Annotated in this window: 14 protein-coding genes and 1 pseudogene; 12 read left to right on the forward strand and 3 right to left on the reverse strand. The window is 46.8% G+C overall.

Annotated elements, in window-relative coordinates; translation table 11 throughout:
• Positions 1 to 20 precede the first annotated feature (20 nt).
• The 3 genes from F7Y48_RS11640 (at position 21) to tyrS (ending at position 3,142) form a co-directional block, all read left to right on the forward strand.
• Complete coding sequence (locus F7Y48_RS11640; protein WP_006741381.1) at positions 21 to 800, forward strand: hypothetical protein; 780 nt, start codon at positions 21 to 23, stop codon at positions 798 to 800.
• A 193-nt stretch (positions 801 to 993) separates the two neighbouring features.
• Entirely contained in the window at positions 994 to 1,800 is an 807-nt protein-coding gene (locus F7Y48_RS11645; RefSeq protein WP_316684310.1) for a helix-turn-helix transcriptional regulator, read from the forward strand.
• 82 nt (positions 1,801 to 1,882) lie between these two features.
• Positions 1,883 to 3,142, forward strand: a complete 1,260-nt coding sequence (gene tyrS / locus F7Y48_RS11650; RefSeq protein ID WP_316684231.1) for a tyrosine--tRNA ligase — start codon at positions 1,883 to 1,885, stop codon at positions 3,140 to 3,142.
• A 78-nt stretch (positions 3,143 to 3,220) separates the two neighbouring features.
• Here the strand turns inward: tyrS and F7Y48_RS11655 are convergent, their stop codons facing one another.
• Entirely contained in the window at positions 3,221 to 3,580 is a 360-nt protein-coding gene (locus F7Y48_RS11655) for a DUF6559 family protein (protein WP_316684233.1), read from the reverse strand.
• Between the two features lie 112 nt (positions 3,581 to 3,692).
• On the opposite strand from F7Y48_RS11655, the gene F7Y48_RS11660 reads away from it, so the two are divergent.
• From F7Y48_RS11660 to F7Y48_RS11680, 5 genes are all read left to right on the forward strand, one after another.
• Positions 3,693 to 4,574: a LysR family transcriptional regulator gene (locus F7Y48_RS11660; protein WP_005392703.1), complete on the forward strand. Its 882-nt coding sequence runs from the start codon at positions 3,693 to 3,695 to the stop codon at positions 4,572 to 4,574.
• 104 nt (positions 4,575 to 4,678) lie between these two features.
• The gene (locus tag F7Y48_RS11665) at positions 4,679 to 5,761 is read left to right on the forward strand and encodes an efflux RND transporter periplasmic adaptor subunit (RefSeq protein WP_316684236.1); all 1,083 of its coding nucleotides are present in this window, start codon (positions 4,679 to 4,681) and stop codon (positions 5,759 to 5,761) included.
• A 10-nt stretch (positions 5,762 to 5,771) separates the two neighbouring features.
• On the forward strand, positions 5,772 to 8,834 hold the full coding sequence (locus tag F7Y48_RS11670; protein ID WP_031852277.1) for an efflux RND transporter permease subunit: 3,063 nt from the start codon (positions 5,772 to 5,774) through the stop codon (positions 8,832 to 8,834).
• Positions 8,831 to 10,333 carry an efflux transporter outer membrane subunit gene (locus F7Y48_RS11675; protein WP_258508637.1) on the forward strand — a complete coding sequence of 501 codons (1,503 nt, stop codon included), beginning with the start codon at positions 8,831 to 8,833 and terminating at the stop codon, positions 10,331 to 10,333. The genes F7Y48_RS11670 and F7Y48_RS11675 overlap by 4 nt, the downstream gene beginning before the upstream one ends.
• Before the next feature lie 185 nt (positions 10,334 to 10,518).
• Positions 10,519 to 10,773: a hypothetical protein gene (locus F7Y48_RS11680; protein ID WP_046875806.1), complete on the forward strand. Its 255-nt coding sequence runs from the start codon at positions 10,519 to 10,521 to the stop codon at positions 10,771 to 10,773.
• Between the two features lie 61 nt (positions 10,774 to 10,834).
• Here F7Y48_RS11680 and F7Y48_RS11685 read toward each other — a convergent pair.
• Both F7Y48_RS11685 and F7Y48_RS11690 read right to left on the reverse strand, forming a co-directional pair.
• Positions 10,835 to 12,160: pseudogene (locus F7Y48_RS11685) on the reverse strand (IS4 family transposase).
• Between the two features lie 122 nt (positions 12,161 to 12,282).
• Entirely contained in the window at positions 12,283 to 14,136 is a 1,854-nt protein-coding gene (locus F7Y48_RS11690; protein WP_053809658.1) for an ABC transporter ATP-binding protein, read from the reverse strand.
• A 145-nt stretch (positions 14,137 to 14,281) separates the two neighbouring features.
• Between F7Y48_RS11690 and F7Y48_RS11695 the strand changes: the two genes are divergently transcribed.
• The 4 genes from F7Y48_RS11695 to fhuB are packed head-to-tail and all read left to right on the forward strand — an operon-like array spanning position 14,282 to position 20,109.
• Positions 14,282 to 16,387, forward strand: a complete 2,106-nt coding sequence (locus F7Y48_RS11695) for a TonB-dependent siderophore receptor (protein WP_258508639.1) — start codon at positions 14,282 to 14,284, stop codon at positions 16,385 to 16,387.
• Between the two features lie 52 nt (positions 16,388 to 16,439).
• Positions 16,440 to 17,225, forward strand: a complete 786-nt coding sequence (locus tag F7Y48_RS11700; RefSeq protein WP_316684246.1) for an ABC transporter ATP-binding protein — start codon at positions 16,440 to 16,442, stop codon at positions 17,223 to 17,225.
• Positions 17,216 to 18,145, forward strand: coding sequence for an iron-siderophore ABC transporter substrate-binding protein (locus F7Y48_RS11705; protein ID WP_164665845.1), 930 nt, complete (start codon positions 17,216 to 17,218; stop codon positions 18,143 to 18,145). Before F7Y48_RS11700 ends, F7Y48_RS11705 begins: the two co-directional genes overlap by 10 nt.
• A complete protein-coding gene (gene fhuB, locus F7Y48_RS11710; RefSeq protein WP_258508641.1) occupies positions 18,142 to 20,109 on the forward strand; it encodes a Fe(3+)-hydroxamate ABC transporter permease FhuB in 1,968 nt (655 codons plus the stop codon). The genes F7Y48_RS11705 and fhuB overlap by 4 nt, the downstream gene beginning before the upstream one ends.
• Positions 20,110 to 20,141 lie beyond the last annotated feature (32 nt).

Consider the following 20,141-nt stretch of genomic DNA (forward strand, 5'->3'; position numbering starts at 1 on the left):
ACAACTCCAGAGAGAATTTGATGAAAAAGTCTATCGCACTCATTACCACATTGATGCTCCTAGCATCTCCCGCTTACGCAGATTGGGATGATATTTCCAACAAAATGTCTGAGCTAGGCGAAGCGGTTTCTGATACTGCGCAAGATGCTTGGGACGATACCAAAGCCTTTTCAAAACAAGCGTGGCAAGATTTCACGAACTGGTCCGAGGAAGCAATCAATACCGCGGGCGAGTGGACAGAAGCTAGTATCGAGAAAAGCAAAGAATGGATAGATGCAGCCGACAAGAAAATTGATGAACTGATGGAAGGCGACACGCCAGAAGAAGCTCGCCAAGCCGTAGACTTAATGGCGGATAGTGCTTTGCTCAAGTTGTTTAATGAAAAGCCGGAGGCCAAAGCCATTTACGACAACGCTTACGGCTACGCGGTCTTTGATTCTCGTAAATTGTCTTTATTGTTTCACACCAACTCAGGGTCAGGTGTCGCAGTCAATAAGGAAACAGAAAAACGCACTTATATGAATATGTTTGGTTTGGGCGTCGCACTTGGGGCTGGCGGCAAGTTTTACCAACAAGTGATTCTGTTTGAAAGCAAAGAAGACTTTGATACGTTCGTCAACGAAGGATGGGAAGCGACCAGTGAAGCCTCTGCTGTAGCTGGCGAAGATTCTGAGCAACTTTCAAAGCAATTTAACAGTGGCGTCGCCGTTTATCAGTTGAATGCAAAAGGCTTGCTCATCGATGCCAACGTGTCTGGTTCTAAATATTGGGTTAACGAAGAGCTCACCAACTCGCAGTAACGCATAGCAACTAATTGCTTAAACAGAACGGTTGTTATGCACCCTTATCAATAAGTTAACGCAGCTATGACTCCTCAAAACTGAGTACTTGTGCAACTTTCTCATGGGAAGTCACCAGAAGATGGTGACTTCCCTTTCTCGTTGGATGGCTTTTCGTTATGCTTGCCCAAAACCATCTGCGATTCGGTATCCCATGCCTGACAATAACTTTAATAATCTGCTGGCAGAAGCAATTTCTGCTCTTAATACGCCTAACTTTACTCCTATGCTTATGCGTGTCATTCGCACTCTTTTTCATTTTGATTGCGCGGTTATTTTAGGTTATCGAGAAGGTAAACATCCTATTTATCTCTACGACTCGATTGAGAACGAGCGAGAGTTACTTTTTCAACGCTACCTTACTGACTCATTTCAAAATGACCCTTTTTTTCTCAAACTAAACGAGACAAAGCAACAAGGCGTATTTACGCTCAAAGACGTGGCGCGTAAAGGCGTTGACTTCACCTCATACTGCGAGCAGTTCTACCATCAGACAGGGTGGAAAGACGAACTGAGCATGCTAGTCGAAGTCGAACCTGGCCGTTGGGTCATGCTGTACTTCGGGTATATGAATGATGGAAAATACTTTTCTCAACAGCAAATCAATAAATTAAAGCCCTACTTCCCGATAATTCAATCGCTTTGTCAGCAGCACTGGAAACAAACGGAGTTTACCTTTTCTGAGCCTGTTTTTGCCCAGAGTGCTTATTCTGGCAGTATGCGATTAGCCATTGAGCAAGCTTTAGCAACATTTGGCGTAGAATCACTCACTCGTCGCGAGCAAGAGGTGGCTTCACTTCTCGCTCAAGGGTTTGACACCAAAGAAATTGCCGCGCGGTTACACTTAGTTCAAGGCACGGTCAAAAATCATCGAAAACGCATTTACTCGCAGTTAAATGTGTCTTCATTGAGTGAGTTATTCCAGCTTTTCCTCAATCACCTTATTCTCCATTCAAGATAAAAAACTGTCCCTTAAGGGATATATCGACAAAAGGTGTCGCGTTTTAGTCTGAATACAACAACCACCAAGACAGACAAAAAGAATGACGACACCATTACTGCAAGATTTACAAGATCGTGGCTTGATTGCACAGGCCAGCGATTTGGAAGAAATTCAGACACTTCTCTCACAGCCACAAACCGTTTACTGCGGCTTCGATCCTACAGCAGGCAGCTTGCACATCGGCCACCTTGTGCCTTTGATCATGCTTAAGCGCTTTCAAGATGCCGGACACCAAGCTGTTGCCTTGATTGGCGGTGCAACGGGCATGATTGGCGACCCGAGCTTTAAAGCGACCGAGCGCAGCCTGAATTCTTCAGAAATCGTCTCAGGTTGGGTTAACGATCTTTCTAATCAAATTCAGCAGTTGATGAATCACCAACTGACCAAGCCAATGATCATGGTGAACAATGCTGACTGGATGAAAGCGATCAACGTCATCGACTTCTTCCGTGATGTAGGTAAGCACTTTTCGATCAATACCATGATCAACCGGGAGTCGGTAAAGCAACGCTTGCAACGCCCTGATCAAGGCATATCTTTTACCGAATTTAGCTACGCTCTGCTGCAATCGTACGATTTTGCCGAGCTAAACCGTCAATACGATTGTCGTTTGCAAATCGGTGGCAATGACCAATGGGGAAACATCGTCAGTGGGATCGATTTAACTCGTCGCCAAAATGGTGAGCAAGTATTTGGCTTAACTCTGCCGCTGATCACCAAATCCGATGGCACCAAATTTGGCAAAACCGAAGGCGGCGCAGTGTGGCTAGATCCTAGCAAAACCTCACCTTACGCCTTCTACCAGTTCTGGCTTGGCGCAGAAGACGCCGACGTTTACCACTTCTTGCGTTACTACACGTTCTTGAGCTGCGAAGAAATTGCCAGCATTGAAGCGCAAGACCAAGCAAGCCAAGGCAAGCCACAAGCACAACGTATTCTCGCTGAAGAAATGACGCGATTTGTTCATGGCAAAGACGGCCTATCTAGTGCCGAGCGCATCACTCAAGCACTGTTCAGCGGTAATGTGCAACAACTGAGTTTGGGTGAATTAAAACAGTTGGAGTTAGATGGTTTACCAAGCATTGAGAGCACACAACAAGATTTGGTTGAGCTATTGATTGAGTCGGGCTTAGCAAGCTCGAAACGTGTTGCACGCGAACACATCAGCAACAACGCCATCAGTGTAAACGGTGAAAAAGTGTCGGCTGATAACCCGAGTTTAAGCTTCCCACTGTTTGACCAATACTGGTTACTGCAACGCGGTAAAAAGCACTTCTGCCTCGTAAAGCGTGCCGCTTAACAAAGCATCGGAGTGACACCTCACAAGGCAAAGTGATATAGCGAGTTAACTGACAAGACTTTATAAGGTTAGCTCGCTCTAGTATCGGCTGTGCATACCAAAATGATGAGACATTCCATCTTCCATTCGGCCGCCTTTCCAGCCACCAGCACCGAATAAATTAAGCACATCTTGAGCGGTATAATCGGCACCAGCAAAGAAGTCATTCGCCACATCAGAGCGGATGGCTTGCAACTCTGTTTGATTTTCCAAATCAAGATCTTGCGGATTCGCGTACAACGCCAACGCAATTTTTTGTTGGCATGTGCTTAACTCACTGGTGCTCGTCTTTACCTGACCGACGGAAAAGTACTCACGACTGCCGTATCCCACCACCAATCTTGTACTCATTAGCTTAATCACTTTCTTAATGCGGCGACGTTGTATAAATCTCAACATGTTGAAGCCCTTATTTATATTTCGATAATTAATAATAAATTTTGTATACCACACATCAATACTCTAGAGTGTCATGGTTTAGCACGGCGCTCAAAGAGTATGGAGTTCAAGAGTGAAAATTGACGATCTAAAACTGTTCACCAAAGTCGTCCAACTTGGCAGCTTTACAGCGGCAGCCAATGCTTTGGACTTGCCACGAGCAAATGTTAGCCGACGCATTGGAGAACTGGAACGTTACCTCGGAACGCAACTTTTTCACCGCACCACTCGCAGTCTTTCGCTGACAAACAAAGGCGATGCCTACTACCAAGATCTGCAAAAAGTGCTCACCTTGCTTGATTCGGCAAACCAGCAAGCCAGTAACGAAAGCATTGAGGTCAGAGGCAAAATCAAACTTGGCCTTCTGCCAGAAACCTATGAACCTCTTCAACCCATTTTGTTTGAATTTCAGGATCAATACCCGCAGGTTGAGCTCGACATTCGCAATATCAACAATGGCTTTATTGATATGTTTCAGCAGGGGTTGGACATCGCGCTGCACGGCGGCATGCTGTTTGATTCAGACATTGTCGCGAGAAAGATCTTAACGCTAGACCGATGTGTCGTTGCCTCACCGAACTATCTTCAAACTCACGGCACACCCGCCACATTAGAAGAGTTGAGCGATCATCAGTGCATTTGTTTTCGTTGGCCAAATGGCAATGTCGACAACCTTTGGCACTTTCAGGAACAAAACGTAGCGCTCAAACCGAAACTCATTTCCAACAACATCGGCTTTATCAAAAGCTCCACAGTGCTTGACCGCGGCATTAGTTATATCCCAAAACTGTTGGTAAAAAATGAGCTCGAATCCGGTGCATTGGTGCAAGTATTGTCTCAATATGCCGTCACAGAAGAAACGGGGTGGTTACTCTACCCTAAGCCGAAAACGCTGAACCAAGCTAGCCGGTTACTTATTGAACATTTGTGCAATAAAATTCCAAAACTTTTGTAATTTACATTTATTGTCATAAATTTTGTGACATTGAATCATGCGTACGCATGATTATCTGAACATCTGTGAATTATAAGATGGCGCCGAAATTATGGAGCCATCTTATGAATCATCAAATTAAAACCGCCGCGCTGAGCACTATCGCGCTCTCTCTACTCGGCTGTAATCAAGCTCAACCTCAGGTTGAGGAGCCAAGCGCATCCAGACCCGTTCAAGTAATTGAAGTCAACGAAAGGAATGAAGAACTCAACAAATCATTCAGCGGGATCGTAAAAGCAAAAGAAACCGCCTCACTCTCTTTTCGTGTACCTGGCACCGTGGAAAGCGTGTTCGTAAATAAAGGCAGCTTGGTAGAAAAAGGCCAAGTCATTGCCACGCTGGATAAGCACGATTACCAAGTCTCATTAGAAGAATTACAAGCGCGCATGTTAGAAGCACAATCAGCACACAAACTCGCGAAAGCCGAGTTAAAGCGCGTAAAACAAGCGACTTCTGATGATGCTATTGCCAGCGTAAACTTAGACCGAGCCATCAGCAGCTACGAACGTAGCCTCTCTGCCGTCAAAGTGGTTGAGAAAAACATCCAACGTGCAAAAGATGCCCTACGTTACACCACTCTACGTGCGCCATTCCCTGGCATTGTTGCCGACGTTTCTGTTGATCCACATGAGCAAACCTTGCCGGGCGGCAGTGTTGTGTCAATTCAGCAAGAAGGCAGCTGGGAAGTCGACATCGACGTGCCGGAAAATATGATTGCGCAATTCGCACTAGGTCAGCCAGCATCGTTGACTTGGTATGATTCGGAGCAATCCTACCGAGCAACAGTGGCAGAAATCGCGCCGAAAAAGCACCTGCTCAAACAAACCTATACCGTCACGCTAGACATCGATTCGATTTCCAGTGCGCTATTCAACGGTAAAGCAGTCACGGTAAACACCGCGCTCAACACCAGTCACTCAAGCCATTGCTTTCCTTACTCTGCAATTTTGGGTGAGAAACAAACTCTGCACGTGAATGTGGTTCGTGATGCGGTTATTCATTCAGAGCCGGTCAATCTTGACTCTATCGACGCATACCAAGCGTGTGTGACCGGAAGTTTTGAGCAAGGCGATTATGTGGTGATCAGCGGTAGCCATTATCTGAGCGAGGGCGATGCCGCCCCAAACCTGACCATCAAGACGTTGTAGGTGCGAATCCATGATCAATTTAGCTGAATTCGCGATTCGCCAACGTAAGTTCGTTCTGTTCTTTATCGTATTGAGCGTGATCGCTGGCATCTATTCTTACTTCGACTTAGGCAAGTTGGAAGACCCGAGCTTTACAGTAAAAACTGCGGTAGTCGTGACCCTTTACCCGGGTGCGTCTGCCGAAGAGGTCGAACACCAAGTCACCGATACCGTGGAAACCAAATTGCAGGAAATGGCGGAGTTAGATCGCTTGCGCTCATTGTCTCGCCCCGGTTTATCTATGGTCTTTGTTGACCTCAAAGAGAGCCTTAATTCCAAAGCACTTCCGCAGGAATGGGACTTATTGAGACGCAAAGTGGACGATGTAAAACTGCAGCTGCCTTCCAGTGCGCAGATCAGCGTAGTACAAGACGAGTTCTCTGAAGTCTACGGCATGCTTTTCTCTATCCACAGCACAGATGCTGCGCCAGAAGAGTTACGTCGCTACGCCGAAGAGCTGCAACGCCAAATCAAAGCCGTCGACGGCATCAAAAAGATCGAGCTACACGGTGTTCAACCTCGCGTTGTACACATCGATATGCCAGACGAGCGCTTGGCTCAATATGGTTTGTCGATCGCACAAGTTTGGAACCAACTGAGCACACAAAACAGCACGTTCGAAGCGGGAAAATTCGATGCAGGTACAGAGCGTATTCGTATTGCGCAAACCAGTGAGTTTCAGTCTCTAGAAGACATTCGCAATTTAATCATCAATGGTGGCACCGGAGAGTTTGGCTCGGGATTGATTCGTCTTGGTGACATCGCCGATATCACCATGGGTTATCAAACACCAGCATTGGCAGAAAACCGCTACAACGGAGAGCCCGCTGTCACCTTGGCGGTGAGCCCAGTTCAAGGCATTAACGTGGTGTCACTTGGCGATACGATTCAAGACATCATCGCTAACTACCAAGCAACACTGCCGCTGGGTGTCGACATCTCGACCGTTGCTTATCAACCTGAAGAAGTACAAAAGTCTATCGACGACTTTGTTGGCAACCTGCTTGAAAGTGTCGCGATTGTTTTTGTGGTGTTGTTGGTCTTCATGGGTTTTAAGAGTGCGACCATCGTTGGCGCAAGCTTGCTCCTGACGATTTTGCTCACGCTTGTATACATGAACATCGCCAGCATCGATTTGCACCGTGTCTCGCTAGGTACGTTTATTCTCGCACTGGGCATGTTGGTGGATAACGCCATTGTGATCACCGATATGATGATCGCCAAGCTCAACAAAGGTATCGAGCGAACTCGCGCCGCGATTGATTCCGTCAAAGAAACCGCCGTGCCACTTTTAGGCGCAACTGTCATCGCGATTATGGGCGCAAGCCCAGTATTGTTCTCCAAAACCGACTCCGCCGAGTTTGCAAGCTCTGTGTTCTACATTGTGGCATCGTCACTGTTGCTTTCATGGATCGTCGCGATGACGTTTACGGTATTAATGGCGTGGATGTTCATCAAGCCAAAAGCTAACAGAGAAGAGACCAAACCGAGCCGTTATAAACAGTTGGTATTCTGGACGGTGGACAACCCGCGTAAAGCATTAGCCGCTTTGGTTCCGTTGATTTTAGTCACCGCCGTGGCAATCCCGTATGTGGCCGTGAACTTTATTCCTCAGTCGGATCGCTCAATTGTGTTTCTCGATTACTGGCTACCCAATGGTGCCAAGATTGAACAAACCTCGGCAGACATGCGCAAAGTTGAAGAATGGTTGGTCGCACAACCAGAAGTGGAAAGTATCTCTAGCTATGTCGGCACCAGTGCACCTCGCTTCTCGGTAACGGTAGAGCCTGAGCCGCTCGACCCTGCCTACGGGCAGATTCTGATCAACACCAAAGACTACGAGAGCATCAGTTACTTGGTAACGCGTGGCGATGATTGGCTGAAAGAGGCGTTTCCGGATGCCGAACCTCGCTTCCGAGCGCTGAAGCTAGCAACCAAAGATAAGTTCGCGGTTGAGGTGCGTTTTTCTGGTCCGGATGAAACCGTATTACATCAACTAGCGGCGGAAGCGAAAACGATTTTTGCTTCAAACCCTGATGCAAAATACATTCGCGATGATTGGCGCCAAGAAAGCAAAGTGCTCAAGCCGATTCTAAACCAAGACAAAATGCGTCAAGCAGGAATTAACCGCGCCGATGTCGCTTTCGCGCTAAAACGCGCATCAGACGGCATGCCGCTCGGACAAATGAACCTGAATGATGAGCTGATTCCAATTCAGTTACGTGGCACATCACAAAACATGGCGTCACTAGAAACGCTACCTGTGCGCTCTCTACTTGGCTTTAACAGCGTTCCACTTGGTCAAGTGGTGGATGGATTCGAACTGGTCACCGAAGAGAGCATGATTTGGCGACGAGACCGCGTGAAAACCATCACGGTTCAAGCGGGTGTGAGCCGAGACTCCACACCAGCGAATGTAAGAAATGCCATTAAAGATCAGGTTGAAGCTATCCAACTTCCGGCGGGTTACAGCATGGAATGGGGAGGCGAATATTACGATGAAGACAAAGCGGTCACCGACATCATGAAGCAGCAACCAAAAGCAATGCTGATCATGGTGATCATTTTAGTCGCGATGTTCAACGGCTTTAAGCAACCAATCATCATCCTCGCAACGCTACCACTGGCAGCATCAGGGGCTGTGTTTGCTCTGCTTGGATTCGATAAACCATTTGGCTTTATGGCGCTGATCGGAGCTATCACACTAACCGGGATGATCATCAAAAATGGCATCGTACTAATGGATCAAATTGAGCTCGAACGCACAAATGGCAAGAGCTTGTCTGACGCGATCAAAGAAGCCACGGTCAACCGTACTATGGCCATTTCTATGGGTGCGTTAACGACCGCGCTCGGCATGATCCCGCTGCTGTCAGATCTGCTGTTTGACCAAATGGCGGCAACCATCATCGGAGGCTTGGCAGCCGCAACCATATTGTCACTGTTTGTCATGCCTGCGCTGTATCGCCTTGCTTACAAAGAAAAAGCACCATCCACACAAACCAACGCTGAGCTAGAGGAGGCGTCATCGTGAAAAAATTCATTCTAACGCCTGTCGTTCTAGCCCTAAGTTTAGCAGGTTGTGCAGTGGGCCCCGACTACCAAGCACCGACCACCAGCATGGCAGAAACCTACTTGAACGCCGAAAATGCAGGGTTGAGTACCGATTCACAGCACGTTAAGTTTTGGTGGACTAAATTTCACGATCCGGTGTTGAATCAAATGGTTCAAGACATGCAGAGCCAAAACATTCCGCTGAAAGTGGCGGCCGAGCGGGTGAAAATGGCCAACAACTATAAAACCATGGTGGAGTCATTCAAGGTGCCGACAATTAGTCTCGGTGCGGGTTACATGAACTATCAGTTCAGTAAAAATGACTCTTCACTCGGTCCGATATTGAATCCACTCAGTGATTCCGTGTCGGGTCTGCCACCTCAAATTGGTAACGTCACCCTAATGGATAATCAGCACGATGGTGTATTTGCAGGCGCGAGTATCGCTTGGGAAGTTGATCTGTTTGGGCGCATTGACCGCCAAGCGAACGCGGCGCATATTCGTCTCGAACAAGCTCAGATTTATCAAAGCGGCTTGAACACAGTGATCACGGCGGATTTGATTCACAACTACTTGCAATACCAAGGTGCAAGCGAGCGCCTTGAGTTGGCAAAGTCGAACTTAGAAGATCAACGACTTACACTCGACCTCGTCGAGAAAGTCGTGCGCAGCGGCTACGGTTCTGATCTCGATTTAGCCCAAGCAAAGGCCACGCTTGCGGCGATGGAATCGCTCGTTCCGCAGTTAGAAATTGCACAACAAGCGCACAAACATCGTTTAGCAGTATTGCTTGGTGAGCCGCTAACGCAAGTCGAAATCCGTCTGTCTAAGCAGCATAGTGTACCTGTCATGCAAGACATGGTGCCGGTCGGTTTACCTTCCGATCTATTGAAACGTCGTACCGATATCCGCTTAGCAGAGCGCGAAATGGCCGCGCTCAATGAAGAGTTAGCAGCAAGTGTTGCTGATCAATATCCGAAGTTCTTTTTGACAGGCGCTCCGGGGTTGTCGGCGTCAAGCTTTGACGATCTTTTCAGTAGCGATTCTTTCGGTTGGATGGGCGCGGCAGGCGTAAGCTGGAACTTGTTCGATGGGGGGCGTGGGGAGGCGATTGAAGCCATCAACCAAGCGCGTTTTGATTCGGCGACATTGTCTTATCAACATACGGTCGAGGCAGCTTTGGCAGAAACCGAATCCTCGCTGTTTGCTTATGGTCGCAGCCAAGAAAATCAGCGCCGAATCGGTGATGCATTGAAAGCCACCAATAACGCCGTCAACAAAGCCAAGTCACTGTACCGAGCAGGCTTGATTGATCACTTATCGGTTTTAGATGCGCAACGTCAGCAACGCATGATGCAAGATCAGCGAGTCGCAGCAAAGTTACAAACCGCACACGCTACGATTGCGCTCTACAAATCGCTTGGTGGTGATTGGACGATACAACCAGAAGCACAACCCGACACGAATGCCAAAGGTTAGGTTTCTTACAAGCCTCACACCTTTGCGTCATAACGGATGCCGTTAAATCGGTTAAAAAGAGGCCACTTAGATGGCCTCTTAGTTTGTGAGGCAAATATTTCTACCACCTATACCCTCTCTCGGTTGTATAATATCGGCTCTGAAATATTTTGTTACGTTACCTCGGTAACACCTGAGATTACAACATGAACAACAGCAGATGGGTCGGCTTTATAGGCGGCACGATTGTCTTACTTAGTACCTTTATCCTCTTCGGATCTTCCGTCCACGCTGCTTGGTACCGAATCCCTGCGGAAGCCATTCATGGTATCGCCTTCACTCTGGCTTTTGGTTTAGGGTTAAACAGTCTACTGGCGTACGCGACGGCAATGCTTACTCTCGCAGCGCTATTCTACATAGGTTTTGTTGTTGGCTACCGTATTCATCAGAAACTTAAATAAACTTCTGTCTCAACCTGAGCTTAATAACGGATACTTGATAACTAAAAAGGGAGCAAAGGCCCTAATGCCGTTCACTTAAGGCGATCGGCATTGTTTTTCTAAGATATCGGCTTGGCTTATTCTTCACTACTCTAGGACAGAATCTTTCTCACCTAGGCTCCAATATTAAACTCCCACTCATTGCGTAAAAGTTTTGAAGTTGTCTCGGTATGGCTCCTGGTGACGAGTATGGAAGTCCCACTATCAGGCGTATGATGTGAGCTAATGCTCCATTGAAGCTAAGTTGATCTGGCAAGTAATCTCCATTCAACGTATTACACATCTGCACCATTTGATACCAGACCAAGTTATAGGTCAGTAGTATTCCCCAGAGTTCTTGCTTCACTAATTCAGGGAGTCCGACTTCGAAGCGTGAGTCGGTTACCAAGCATGTACTGTTTTTGCTCACGGTAGCAGAGTTCAATTTCCCAACGATACCCATATAAGCCTACGATACCTGACTTTGGGTAGAGCATAGGATCAAGCATTGAGGTGAGAACATCGTATTACTTGCCATCTTTAACTCTTGTGATTAAGCGTACAACTACTTCTTGTTCTAGCTCTGGCCACTTCTTACGCGCTTGCGGATTACTCTTCAGTTTTATCAGTTTATCTTTTCTGCCTAGAGACTGAACAATTTCATAAGTTAGTCCTTTTTCATCGGGATAAGCCAATGTCGATTGATGCCTTTCGAGCTCCATGCTTGAAGCAAACCAAGGGAGTAAAAACCTTTGTCGAAGAGCGTTAGGCTTTTATTGGGGGGGCGTCTCTATAAGTTGCTAGGCTAACTTCATTTCGTTCACGGTATAGCAGTCGAATGCACTGCCTGTGATCAAATGACTGCTCAATTCCATCTGACATACCATATGTAACTGTGGATACTGCGTCTCTTGGCCATCCTTGTTCGTGGGCTTAGCAAACGCTTCAGCATTGTCTTTCGAGTCTTCTGCTCGCCATAAAACCCCATCGACGCAGAGTAACCTCACCATTCCAATTCGGCAAGTTAGCCTGAGCGAACCAATGACGCTGCGTACACTCAAAGAGCGCTTTAGCGGCTGATTCTCCGAGAATTTTTTCTTCGCTGTGGTAATGCACTTGGAACAACAAATGGCTTACATGTGCGGTAAGCAATATCGAGCATGTTTACAATATCTGCCATGGATTTATCGTTATAGATAGCCATGCCAACCAGTAACCACAACATCGACTCTAAAATTAGCTTTCGTTTTCTTAGAGTAACGGTGTCAGTCAGCTCATAAGCACTATTGATGAGTTCAATTGGCAGGAGATCTGCGAGAATCTCAACTTGATTTGGTTTGATGATGTTGAGGGCTTGGGAAACGTGCATAAAAATCCGATAAACGTAGTCTATCGGATTTTTACATACAGGAAGAGCGTGCAATTGATCTGCCGATTAATCCGTTACCTGATCGGCATTAGAGCATTTGCCCTCTTTCGTGTAGCGTCATATTAGATGACTTGCAGTTGAGCATCACCTTGCTCAGACAAAAAGCCGCCGGTTTGATGCTTCCACAACTGAGCGTAAACACCACCCAATTGCAGCAGCTCGTGGTGTGAGCCTTGCTCAATGATTTTGCCGTCATCCATCACAATCAAACGATCCATCGCGGCAATCGTTGATAAACGGTGAGCAATTGCAATCACTGTTTTTCCTTCCATCAGAACTTCAAGGTTTTCTTGAATTGCCGACTCCACTTCTGAATCAAGTGCAGACGTTGCTTCGTCCATGATCAAAATTGGCGCGTTTTTCAGCAGCACGCGAGCAATCGCCACACGTTGACGCTGACCACCAGACAGCTTCACACCGCGTTCACCCACTTCAACGTCATAGCCAACGTTACCTTGCTCGTCTCGTAGAGATTGAATGAAATCATGGGCATGTGCTTTCTCAGCAGCTGCGATAACGGCATCCATTGAAGCATCTGGATCACCGTAAAGAATGTTCTCTTTAATTGAACGATGCAGCAAAGAGGTGTCTTGCGTGATCATACCGATGTGTTGGCGAAGCGACTCTTGTTCGACTTGCGAAATGTCCTGTCCATCAATACAAATCTTACCGCTATTTACGTCGTAAAAGCGCAGCAACAAGTTGACCAACGTGGATTTACCTGCCCCAGAGCGACCGACAATGCCGACTTTTTCGCCCGGTTTGATAGTCAGATTCAAGTTCTCAAATACTGCCTTCTCATCACTGTAGTTAAAACCTACGTGATCAAAGCAGATCTCACCTTGAGAGATTTGCAGAGGCTTGGCATTTGGTACGTCTTTCACTTCAACGTCGTTTGAAATCGTATTAATACCGTCCACTACCGTACCGATGTTTTCAAACAGTGCACTAACTTCCCACATGATCCACTTCGACATTCCTTGTACGCGCAACGCAATACTAATGGCAATCGCAATAGCACCAATTGTTACAGCGTGATCTAGCCATAGATAAACCGAAATGGCACTGATAGACATCAGCAGTAAATAGTTGATGGCATCGACACTAAACAGCAAACAAGTCACCATGCGCATTTGGCGGTAAACCGTCACCAAAAATTGCTTCATGCTGCTTTCTGCGTATTCCAACTCTCGCTGTGAATGAGCGAATAGTTTTACGGTAGAAATGTTGGTGTAAGAATCGACAATGCGCCCAGTCATTACAGAGCGAGCATCCGCTTGCTCTGTCGCTACTTGTTTCATTTTAGGGATAAAGTAGAACTGGATAACCGCGTACATTCCTATCCAAATCACAATAGGCAACATTAGCAAACCATCGGCTTCGCCCATCATCCAAAGCATCGAAAGAAAATAAACGCTGATATAAACCAGTACATCCACCAGCTTCATGACCGTTTCTCGTACCGCTAACGCACTTTGCATCACTTTGGTCGCAACTCGGCCTGCAAAGTCACGTTGGAAAAATCCAACCGCTTGTTTTAGCAAGTAACGGTGAATCAACCAACGGATAGACATCGGGTAGTTACCCAATAACGTTTGGTGCATCACCATTGAGTGGACAAAACCCAGAGCTGGCATCACAACCGCAACTAAGAACAGCATCATTAGCATGCGATCACCCTGATCTTGCCAGAATGTTGCGCGATCTTGATTAGAGAGAATATCGACGAGCTCACCCATATAACGCAACAGCGTCACCTCAGTAATGGCAATAAGCGCACTGAACACAGCCATAACAAGTAAAGGGGCTTCAAAGCCACGAGTGTAAAAGCGACAGAAGCCAAAAAGTGTCTTCGGTGGCTTTTCGGTTTCCATCTGGGGAAAGGGTTGGGTCAGTTTTTCAAACCAATTGAACATAACAACGACTTTAAGTACCGCGAATGAATTTGCGAACGTTTTACTATCTTTTGATACAAAAGTCAGTAAAATACCGAAACAAAAGTTCAAATGATAATAATTACAATTAAGCTTAGCGTTAATCATAATTGTCGGGAATATATTTATGACAAAGAATAACTTACTGACCATCGCGATCCGTAACGCGTTGGTCTGTGCTTTGGCACCAACAGCAGCAGTGGTTGCATTCACAGCACAAGCTCAAGAAGACGTTGTACAAGATGACATTATTGCAATGGAGACTATTACGGTCACCGCGCAAGCACTTAAAGTAGAAACCCCTGCGGCAGAAACACCGCGCAGCGTATCTATCATTTCTGAAGATGAACTTCGTGTTCGTGCACCGCAAAAATTGGACGAAGCATTACGCTACACATCTGGCGTAACCGCTCAGCCTTATGGTGCCGACAACGACACCGATTGGTTCAAAGTTCGTGGATTTGATGCTGCGACTTACCTAAACGGCAACCGCCTCTTCCGCGATGGTTACTACACATGGTTGGTCGAACCTTACGGCCTAGAAAGTGTGGAAGTGGTTAAAGGCCCATCAGCTATTCTGTTTGGTGAATCGGCACCAGGCGGCATCGTGAATGCGGTGCAGAAAAAACCAACGTTTACGCCTCAAGGCGAAGTAAAAGTCGAAGTGGGCAACAACCAACACCAGTCTGTGGGTTTTGACATTGCTGATGAAGCAAACGACGATGGCACAATCCGCTACCGTTTGGTTGGCCTGATGACAAGCCAAGATGGCGAACTGGACGGCACAAACAACGAGCGTTTCTACTTAGCGCCAAGTGTCGAGTTCGACATTTCTGACCGTACAATGCTGACCGTTTTGGCAACTTACCTTCATGATGACGGTGTACCAACTAACCCATTCTTCCCAGCTGCAGGCACTCTGATTGGTTCTAACTTTGGCAAAATCGATCCTTCGACTAACCTTGGTCAGCCAAACTACGATAAATACGAACGCACGCAGTTCTCTCTAGGTTATTTGCTAGAGCACGACATCAATGACACGTGGTCATTCTCTCAAAACCTCAACTACGGCTCCAATGAGTTGTACTTGCGCAGCTCTTACGCATTCTCAAACAACGATCCTGCAAAAGAAGAATTAGCGCAAGGCATCGTATTCCGTGACGGCAAAAACCAGAGCATCACATTCGACAATAACGCTGTCGGCAACTGGATGACAGACAACGCAGAGCACACGGTGCTTGTCGGTATGGATCTGCAATTCCACAAAACCGATGGAGACGAGCAAGACAACTACGCATTTGGCACCATCAACCCGTGGAACCCAGTTTACGGCAACTTCACCCCGCTTGATCCTGCCAACAACGTGAAACGTGAGATTGAGAAATCTCAAGCAAGTCTCTATTCGCAATACCAATTGAAACTGCATGAACAGTGGATTGGTAACATCGGTGCTCGTTACGACTGGGTGAAAACAGAAAACTCTGGCAAAGGCGCTACCGTTGACCAAAGTGAATCTCGTGATGATGGCCAGCTCTCTCTAAGTGCGGGTGTGATGTACCTTGCAAACAATGGCCTGTCACCTTACGCAAACTACTCTCAGTCGTTTGAAGTGATCAGCACTATTGATGCGGCAACCAATGAACTATACAAACCGCTGGAAGGCGAGCAAGTAGAAGTGGGTGTGAAGTATGAGCCAAACTTTATGGATGGCTTTATCAACCTTGCATGGTTCGACATCACGCAAAAGAACGCGTTGGTCACCAACCCATCAACATGGATTGCGACACAAACGGGTGAAGTGACTTCTCAAGGTATTGAGCTTGAAAGCACAACACAGCTAACCGACGATCTAAAACTGATGGCAAGCTACACCTACACCAAAGCGAAAACAGATGAGAGCTTTGGCCAAGGTAAAAAACAAGCCGCACTTATTCCTGAACACCAAGCTTCAGCATGGGTAGACTACAGCGCCTACAGCCTGATTCCAGGCCTCAATATCGGTACTGGTGTGCGCTACGTAGGTGAGTCAAAAGATAACCCTAAGAGCTCGAACCTAACTGTTCCTTCAGTCACTCTTTGGGATGCGTCAGTCACTTACGACATCACTTCACAGTGGCAAGCACAGCTAAACGTGAACAACATTCTGGATAAAGAGTTTGTTTCAGGTTGCGATTACTGGTGTTACTACGGCCAGTCTCGCTCTGTCGTGCTAAACGCAAACTACCGCTGGTAATTGAACTTTCTACTCCCCTCTCTTGAGGGGAGTTTTCTCCTAAGAGTCATCCATGTTTCAACTGTCTAATATTGAGATCGTTCGAGGTGGACGTCAGATCCTCGGCATCGACCAACTTAACATCCCAACGAATGAACTAACTGTCGTTTTGGGCCATAACGGTTCAGGCAAATCGACACTGGTGAACCTGCTTTCTGGTCAAATGTCACCAGATAAAGGCACGGTAACACTAAACGACACTTCCCTTTCATCACTCAAAGCCAAAGAGCTAGCAAAGCAGATAGCCTATTTGCCACAAAAGCTGCCCTCCTCATCTGGTTTAACGGTAGAAGAGCTAGTGCGCTTGGGCCGCTTTCCGTGGCGTGGCGCACTTGGTCGTTGGAAACCTGAAGACAAACAGATCATCACGCAGGCTATGGAACGAACAGGAATTACACCTTTTGCTCAAGCTTTGGCGGATGACTTATCGGGCGGCGAGCGCCAACGCGCTTGGGTGTCTATGCTGTTGGCTCAACAATCACCAATTTTGATCCTAGATGAACCGACCTCCGCGCTCGATGTTCACCATCAATTTCAACTGATGGCGCTACTTGCAGAGCTAAATAGAACCGAGAACGTAGGCATTATCGTGATCCTGCACGATTTGAACTTAGCACTGCGCTATGCAACCCACATTGTTGCGCTCAAGAAAGGTCAAATTGCGTTCGAAGGCAACGCCGACATGTTGCTAGATGAGGAGCGCCTTTCTGAGTTGTATGAGTCACCGATTAAGCTCATTGATCATCCAACTCCAGCCAACACATTGGCGAGCCAAAAGGTGGCTGTTGTATGCGCATAATAGCTCGTTTACTTACTGTGGTTACACAATCTGCTTTTCTGTTGGCATTTTTTATGACTAATGCAAATGCAGTCATCACCGTTACCGATGAATATGGTGAGCATAGTTTTGAGCAAGCGCCACAACGCGTTGTTGCCTTAAACTGGGACATCTTAGAACAAGTTTTGGCGCTAAACGTAGAACCAATCGCAGCCCCAAATTTACCAGGCTACCGCCAATGGGTCGTCAATCCAACTGCACCAGAGTCAATTGAAGATATTGGAACCCGAGCAGAGCCCAACTTAGAAAAAATCGCCAGCTTGAAACCAGATGTCATCCTTGCTGCGTCTCCACAGCAAGACTTGGTTCCGTTACTCAAACAAATTGCTCCGGTTATATATTTACCTAATTTTTCTGAAAATGAGGCTGCGGCCGAGACTGCTATTCGTCACTTTCGTACGCTCGGCAAGCTATTCAATAAAGAGGCACTTGCTGAACAGAAACTGGCAGAATTAGATGCTTCATTTGCGCAGATGCGCCAGCGAATTCGCCACTATTACTCTGAGCCACTCAGTGTTCTGGTGATGCGTTTTTCAACGCCGAATACGGTGTTTCTTGCAACCGAAAATTCCACCACAGACTACGTGGCCAGAAAGCTGGGATTACACGCTCCAATTAAAGAGGCTCCACGCGCGTGGGGCGTAAAGCAAGATCGGATTAATCGAATTCAAAACCTTCACAACAGCTACGTTCTCTACGTACAACCTTTCCCAGAAGAACGCAAACTGAAAGATTCGCCACTTTGGCAAGCGATGCCGTTTGTAAAGAAGCAGCGGGTAAATTCAGTCAGAGCAGTGTGGGCGTATGGCGGTGCTATGTCTTTGCAATACACCGCTGAAGCGATTACCGACAGTCTAATAGAGTTGGCACCAAAGCAATGAGAACGAAACATTATATTGGTTATCTGGCGCTGATTACGTTACTTAGCGTCTTTAGTCTACAAATTGACACTAACTTATCACTCTTCGAACAGTGGCAATTATTAACAAAACCAGAGGTAGCGAGCGAATTTCGTGACGTATTTTTTACGCAAGCTCAGCTTCCTAGGTTAAGTATGACCCTGCTTGTTGGTGCCATGCTTGGTCTCACCGGCAGCTTAATGCAGCAATTAACGCAGAATAACCTCACCTCGCCGTTAACTCTTGGCACCTCTTCTGGTGCTTGGCTTGCATTAGTCGTGGTAAACATTTGGTTCGTCGATTGGGTAGCCGATTACTCTGCATTAGCCGCAATGGCGGGGGCTTTAGTGGCGTTTGGCCTGATCGTATCAATTGCTGGTGTGCGTAATATGACAGGTTTGCCGCTGGTCGTTTCGGGGATGGTGATTAATATCCTGCTCGGTTCTATCGCCACAGCCATCATTATTTTAAATGCTCAGTTTGCGCAAAATATTTTTATGTGGGGAGCAGGCGACCTCTCACAATACAGCTGGGATTGGTTTGAATGGTTGCTGCCACGCGCTGCTATTGCAATCGTCATTTTGATCGTCGCACCACGCATTCTGACTCTAATGAAACTAGGGCAAGAAGGCGCTGCAGCGCGTGGGTTAGCAGTATTACCTGCTTTTGGTACGTTAATGGTGATGGGTATTTGGCTGGTATCTGCCTCAATCACCGCAGTTGGCATTATCAGCTTCATCGGATTACTGACCCCCAATATCGCCAGAGCGATGGGGGCAAGAACACCGCGCGACGAATTGATCAGCAGCATGCTTTTGGGCGCAATGCTATTAATCATCACAGACTCTGCCGCTATCTCGCTAAGCTTATGGTTAGAGGAAACCATTCCTAGCGGCGTAGCGGCTGCAGCTATTGGCGCTCCCGCTTTAATTTGGTTTACTCGTAAAAAGCTGACGGCAACCGATCAACTTAACCTTTCAATGAGCCAAGGAAAAACGGCGCTTTCTAAACGCGCGGTATGCAGCATTGCGCTATTCAGTCTGGTTGGGATTCTAGCTTACTCATTCGTTACCCATGGTATGAACGGAATTCAATGGTCTGTGCCAGGTGAGTTCCAATGGCAATTGCGCTGGCCGCGAATGTTAACCGCACTTTCTGTCGGTATTGCTCTATCCGTTGCCGGAATCATTTTGCAACGCATTGTTTACAACCCTCTGGCAAGTCCCGATATTCTCGGTGTGTCTTCCGGAGCCACGTTTGCCATTATTACGACAGGAGTCATCGCAGGGTCACTTCTCTCCGCATTTAACTGGGGTATCGCTTTTTTCGGAAGTATGTCCGTATTGATGTTATTGCTGATTATCGGTAAACGAAGCAATTTTAATCCATCTAACTTCGTTTTGTCCGGCATCGCACTAACGGCACTATTAGAAGCCCTTGTTCAATTTTCACTAGCTCAAGGTTCTGGTGACAGTTACAAAATTTTATTGTGGCTAACTGGTTCAATTTATCGAGTCACAGCCGACACCGCACTGATGCTATGTTTGGCAATAATGGTTCTGCTTACCGCTGTATTCGCGATTTCTCGCTGGCTAACATTAATTTCCATCGGACGACAATTCTCAAATGCACGAGGACTTAACCCCACCGTAGCCAATACGCTAATGCTCACCATCGTTGCTTTATTATGCGCCTTTTCTACCGCTACAGTTGGTCCGATATCTTTTGTTGGCTTGGTCGCTCCCCATATGGCGATGATGTTAGGAGCAAGAAAAGTGAAAGAGCAACTAAGTGTCGGAGCCTTAATTGGTGCAACCCTAATGTTGTGGGCAGATTGGCTGGGACAAATCGCTATTTATCCAAGTCAGGTAGCAGCTGGCACATTGGTCGCTATTTTAGGCAGTACTTACTTTCTGTTTTTAATGCTGAAAAGTAAATTCAGCTAAGTATTCAGGGAATATAGTTAGAGCTGGAAATA

This window comes from Vibrio sp. 2-1-2a, assembly GCF_032648565.1.
GTDB classification, from domain to species: Bacteria; Pseudomonadota; Gammaproteobacteria; order Enterobacterales; family Vibrionaceae; genus Vibrio; species Vibrio diabolicus.

Excerpts from the sequence above, each read along its gene's own strand:
- F7Y48_RS11640 (WP_006741381.1), top strand. The coding sequence starts at position 21 with ATGAAAAAGTCTATCGCACTCATTACCACATTGATGCTCCTAGCATCT.
- F7Y48_RS11645 (WP_316684310.1), top strand. The coding sequence starts at position 994 with ATGCCTGACAATAACTTTAATAATCTGCTGGCAGAAGCAATTTCTGCT.
- tyrS (WP_316684231.1), top strand. The coding sequence starts at position 1,883 with ATGACGACACCATTACTGCAAGATTTACAAGATCGTGGCTTGATTGCA.
- F7Y48_RS11655 (WP_316684233.1), bottom strand. The coding sequence starts at position 3,580 with ATGTTGAGATTTATACAACGTCGCCGCATTAAGAAAGTGATTAAGCTA.
- F7Y48_RS11665 (WP_316684236.1), top strand. The coding sequence starts at position 4,679 with ATGAATCATCAAATTAAAACCGCCGCGCTGAGCACTATCGCGCTCTCT.
- F7Y48_RS11670 (WP_031852277.1), top strand. The coding sequence starts at position 5,772 with ATGATCAATTTAGCTGAATTCGCGATTCGCCAACGTAAGTTCGTTCTG.
- F7Y48_RS11680 (WP_046875806.1), top strand. The coding sequence starts at position 10,519 with ATGAACAACAGCAGATGGGTCGGCTTTATAGGCGGCACGATTGTCTTA.
- F7Y48_RS11690 (WP_053809658.1), bottom strand. The coding sequence starts at position 14,136 with ATGTTCAATTGGTTTGAAAAACTGACCCAACCCTTTCCCCAGATGGAA.
- F7Y48_RS11695 (WP_258508639.1), top strand. The coding sequence starts at position 14,282 with ATGACAAAGAATAACTTACTGACCATCGCGATCCGTAACGCGTTGGTC.
- F7Y48_RS11700 (WP_316684246.1), top strand. The coding sequence starts at position 16,440 with ATGTTTCAACTGTCTAATATTGAGATCGTTCGAGGTGGACGTCAGATC.
- F7Y48_RS11705 (WP_164665845.1), top strand. The coding sequence starts at position 17,216 with ATGCGCATAATAGCTCGTTTACTTACTGTGGTTACACAATCTGCTTTT.
- fhuB (WP_258508641.1), top strand. The coding sequence starts at position 18,142 with ATGAGAACGAAACATTATATTGGTTATCTGGCGCTGATTACGTTACTT.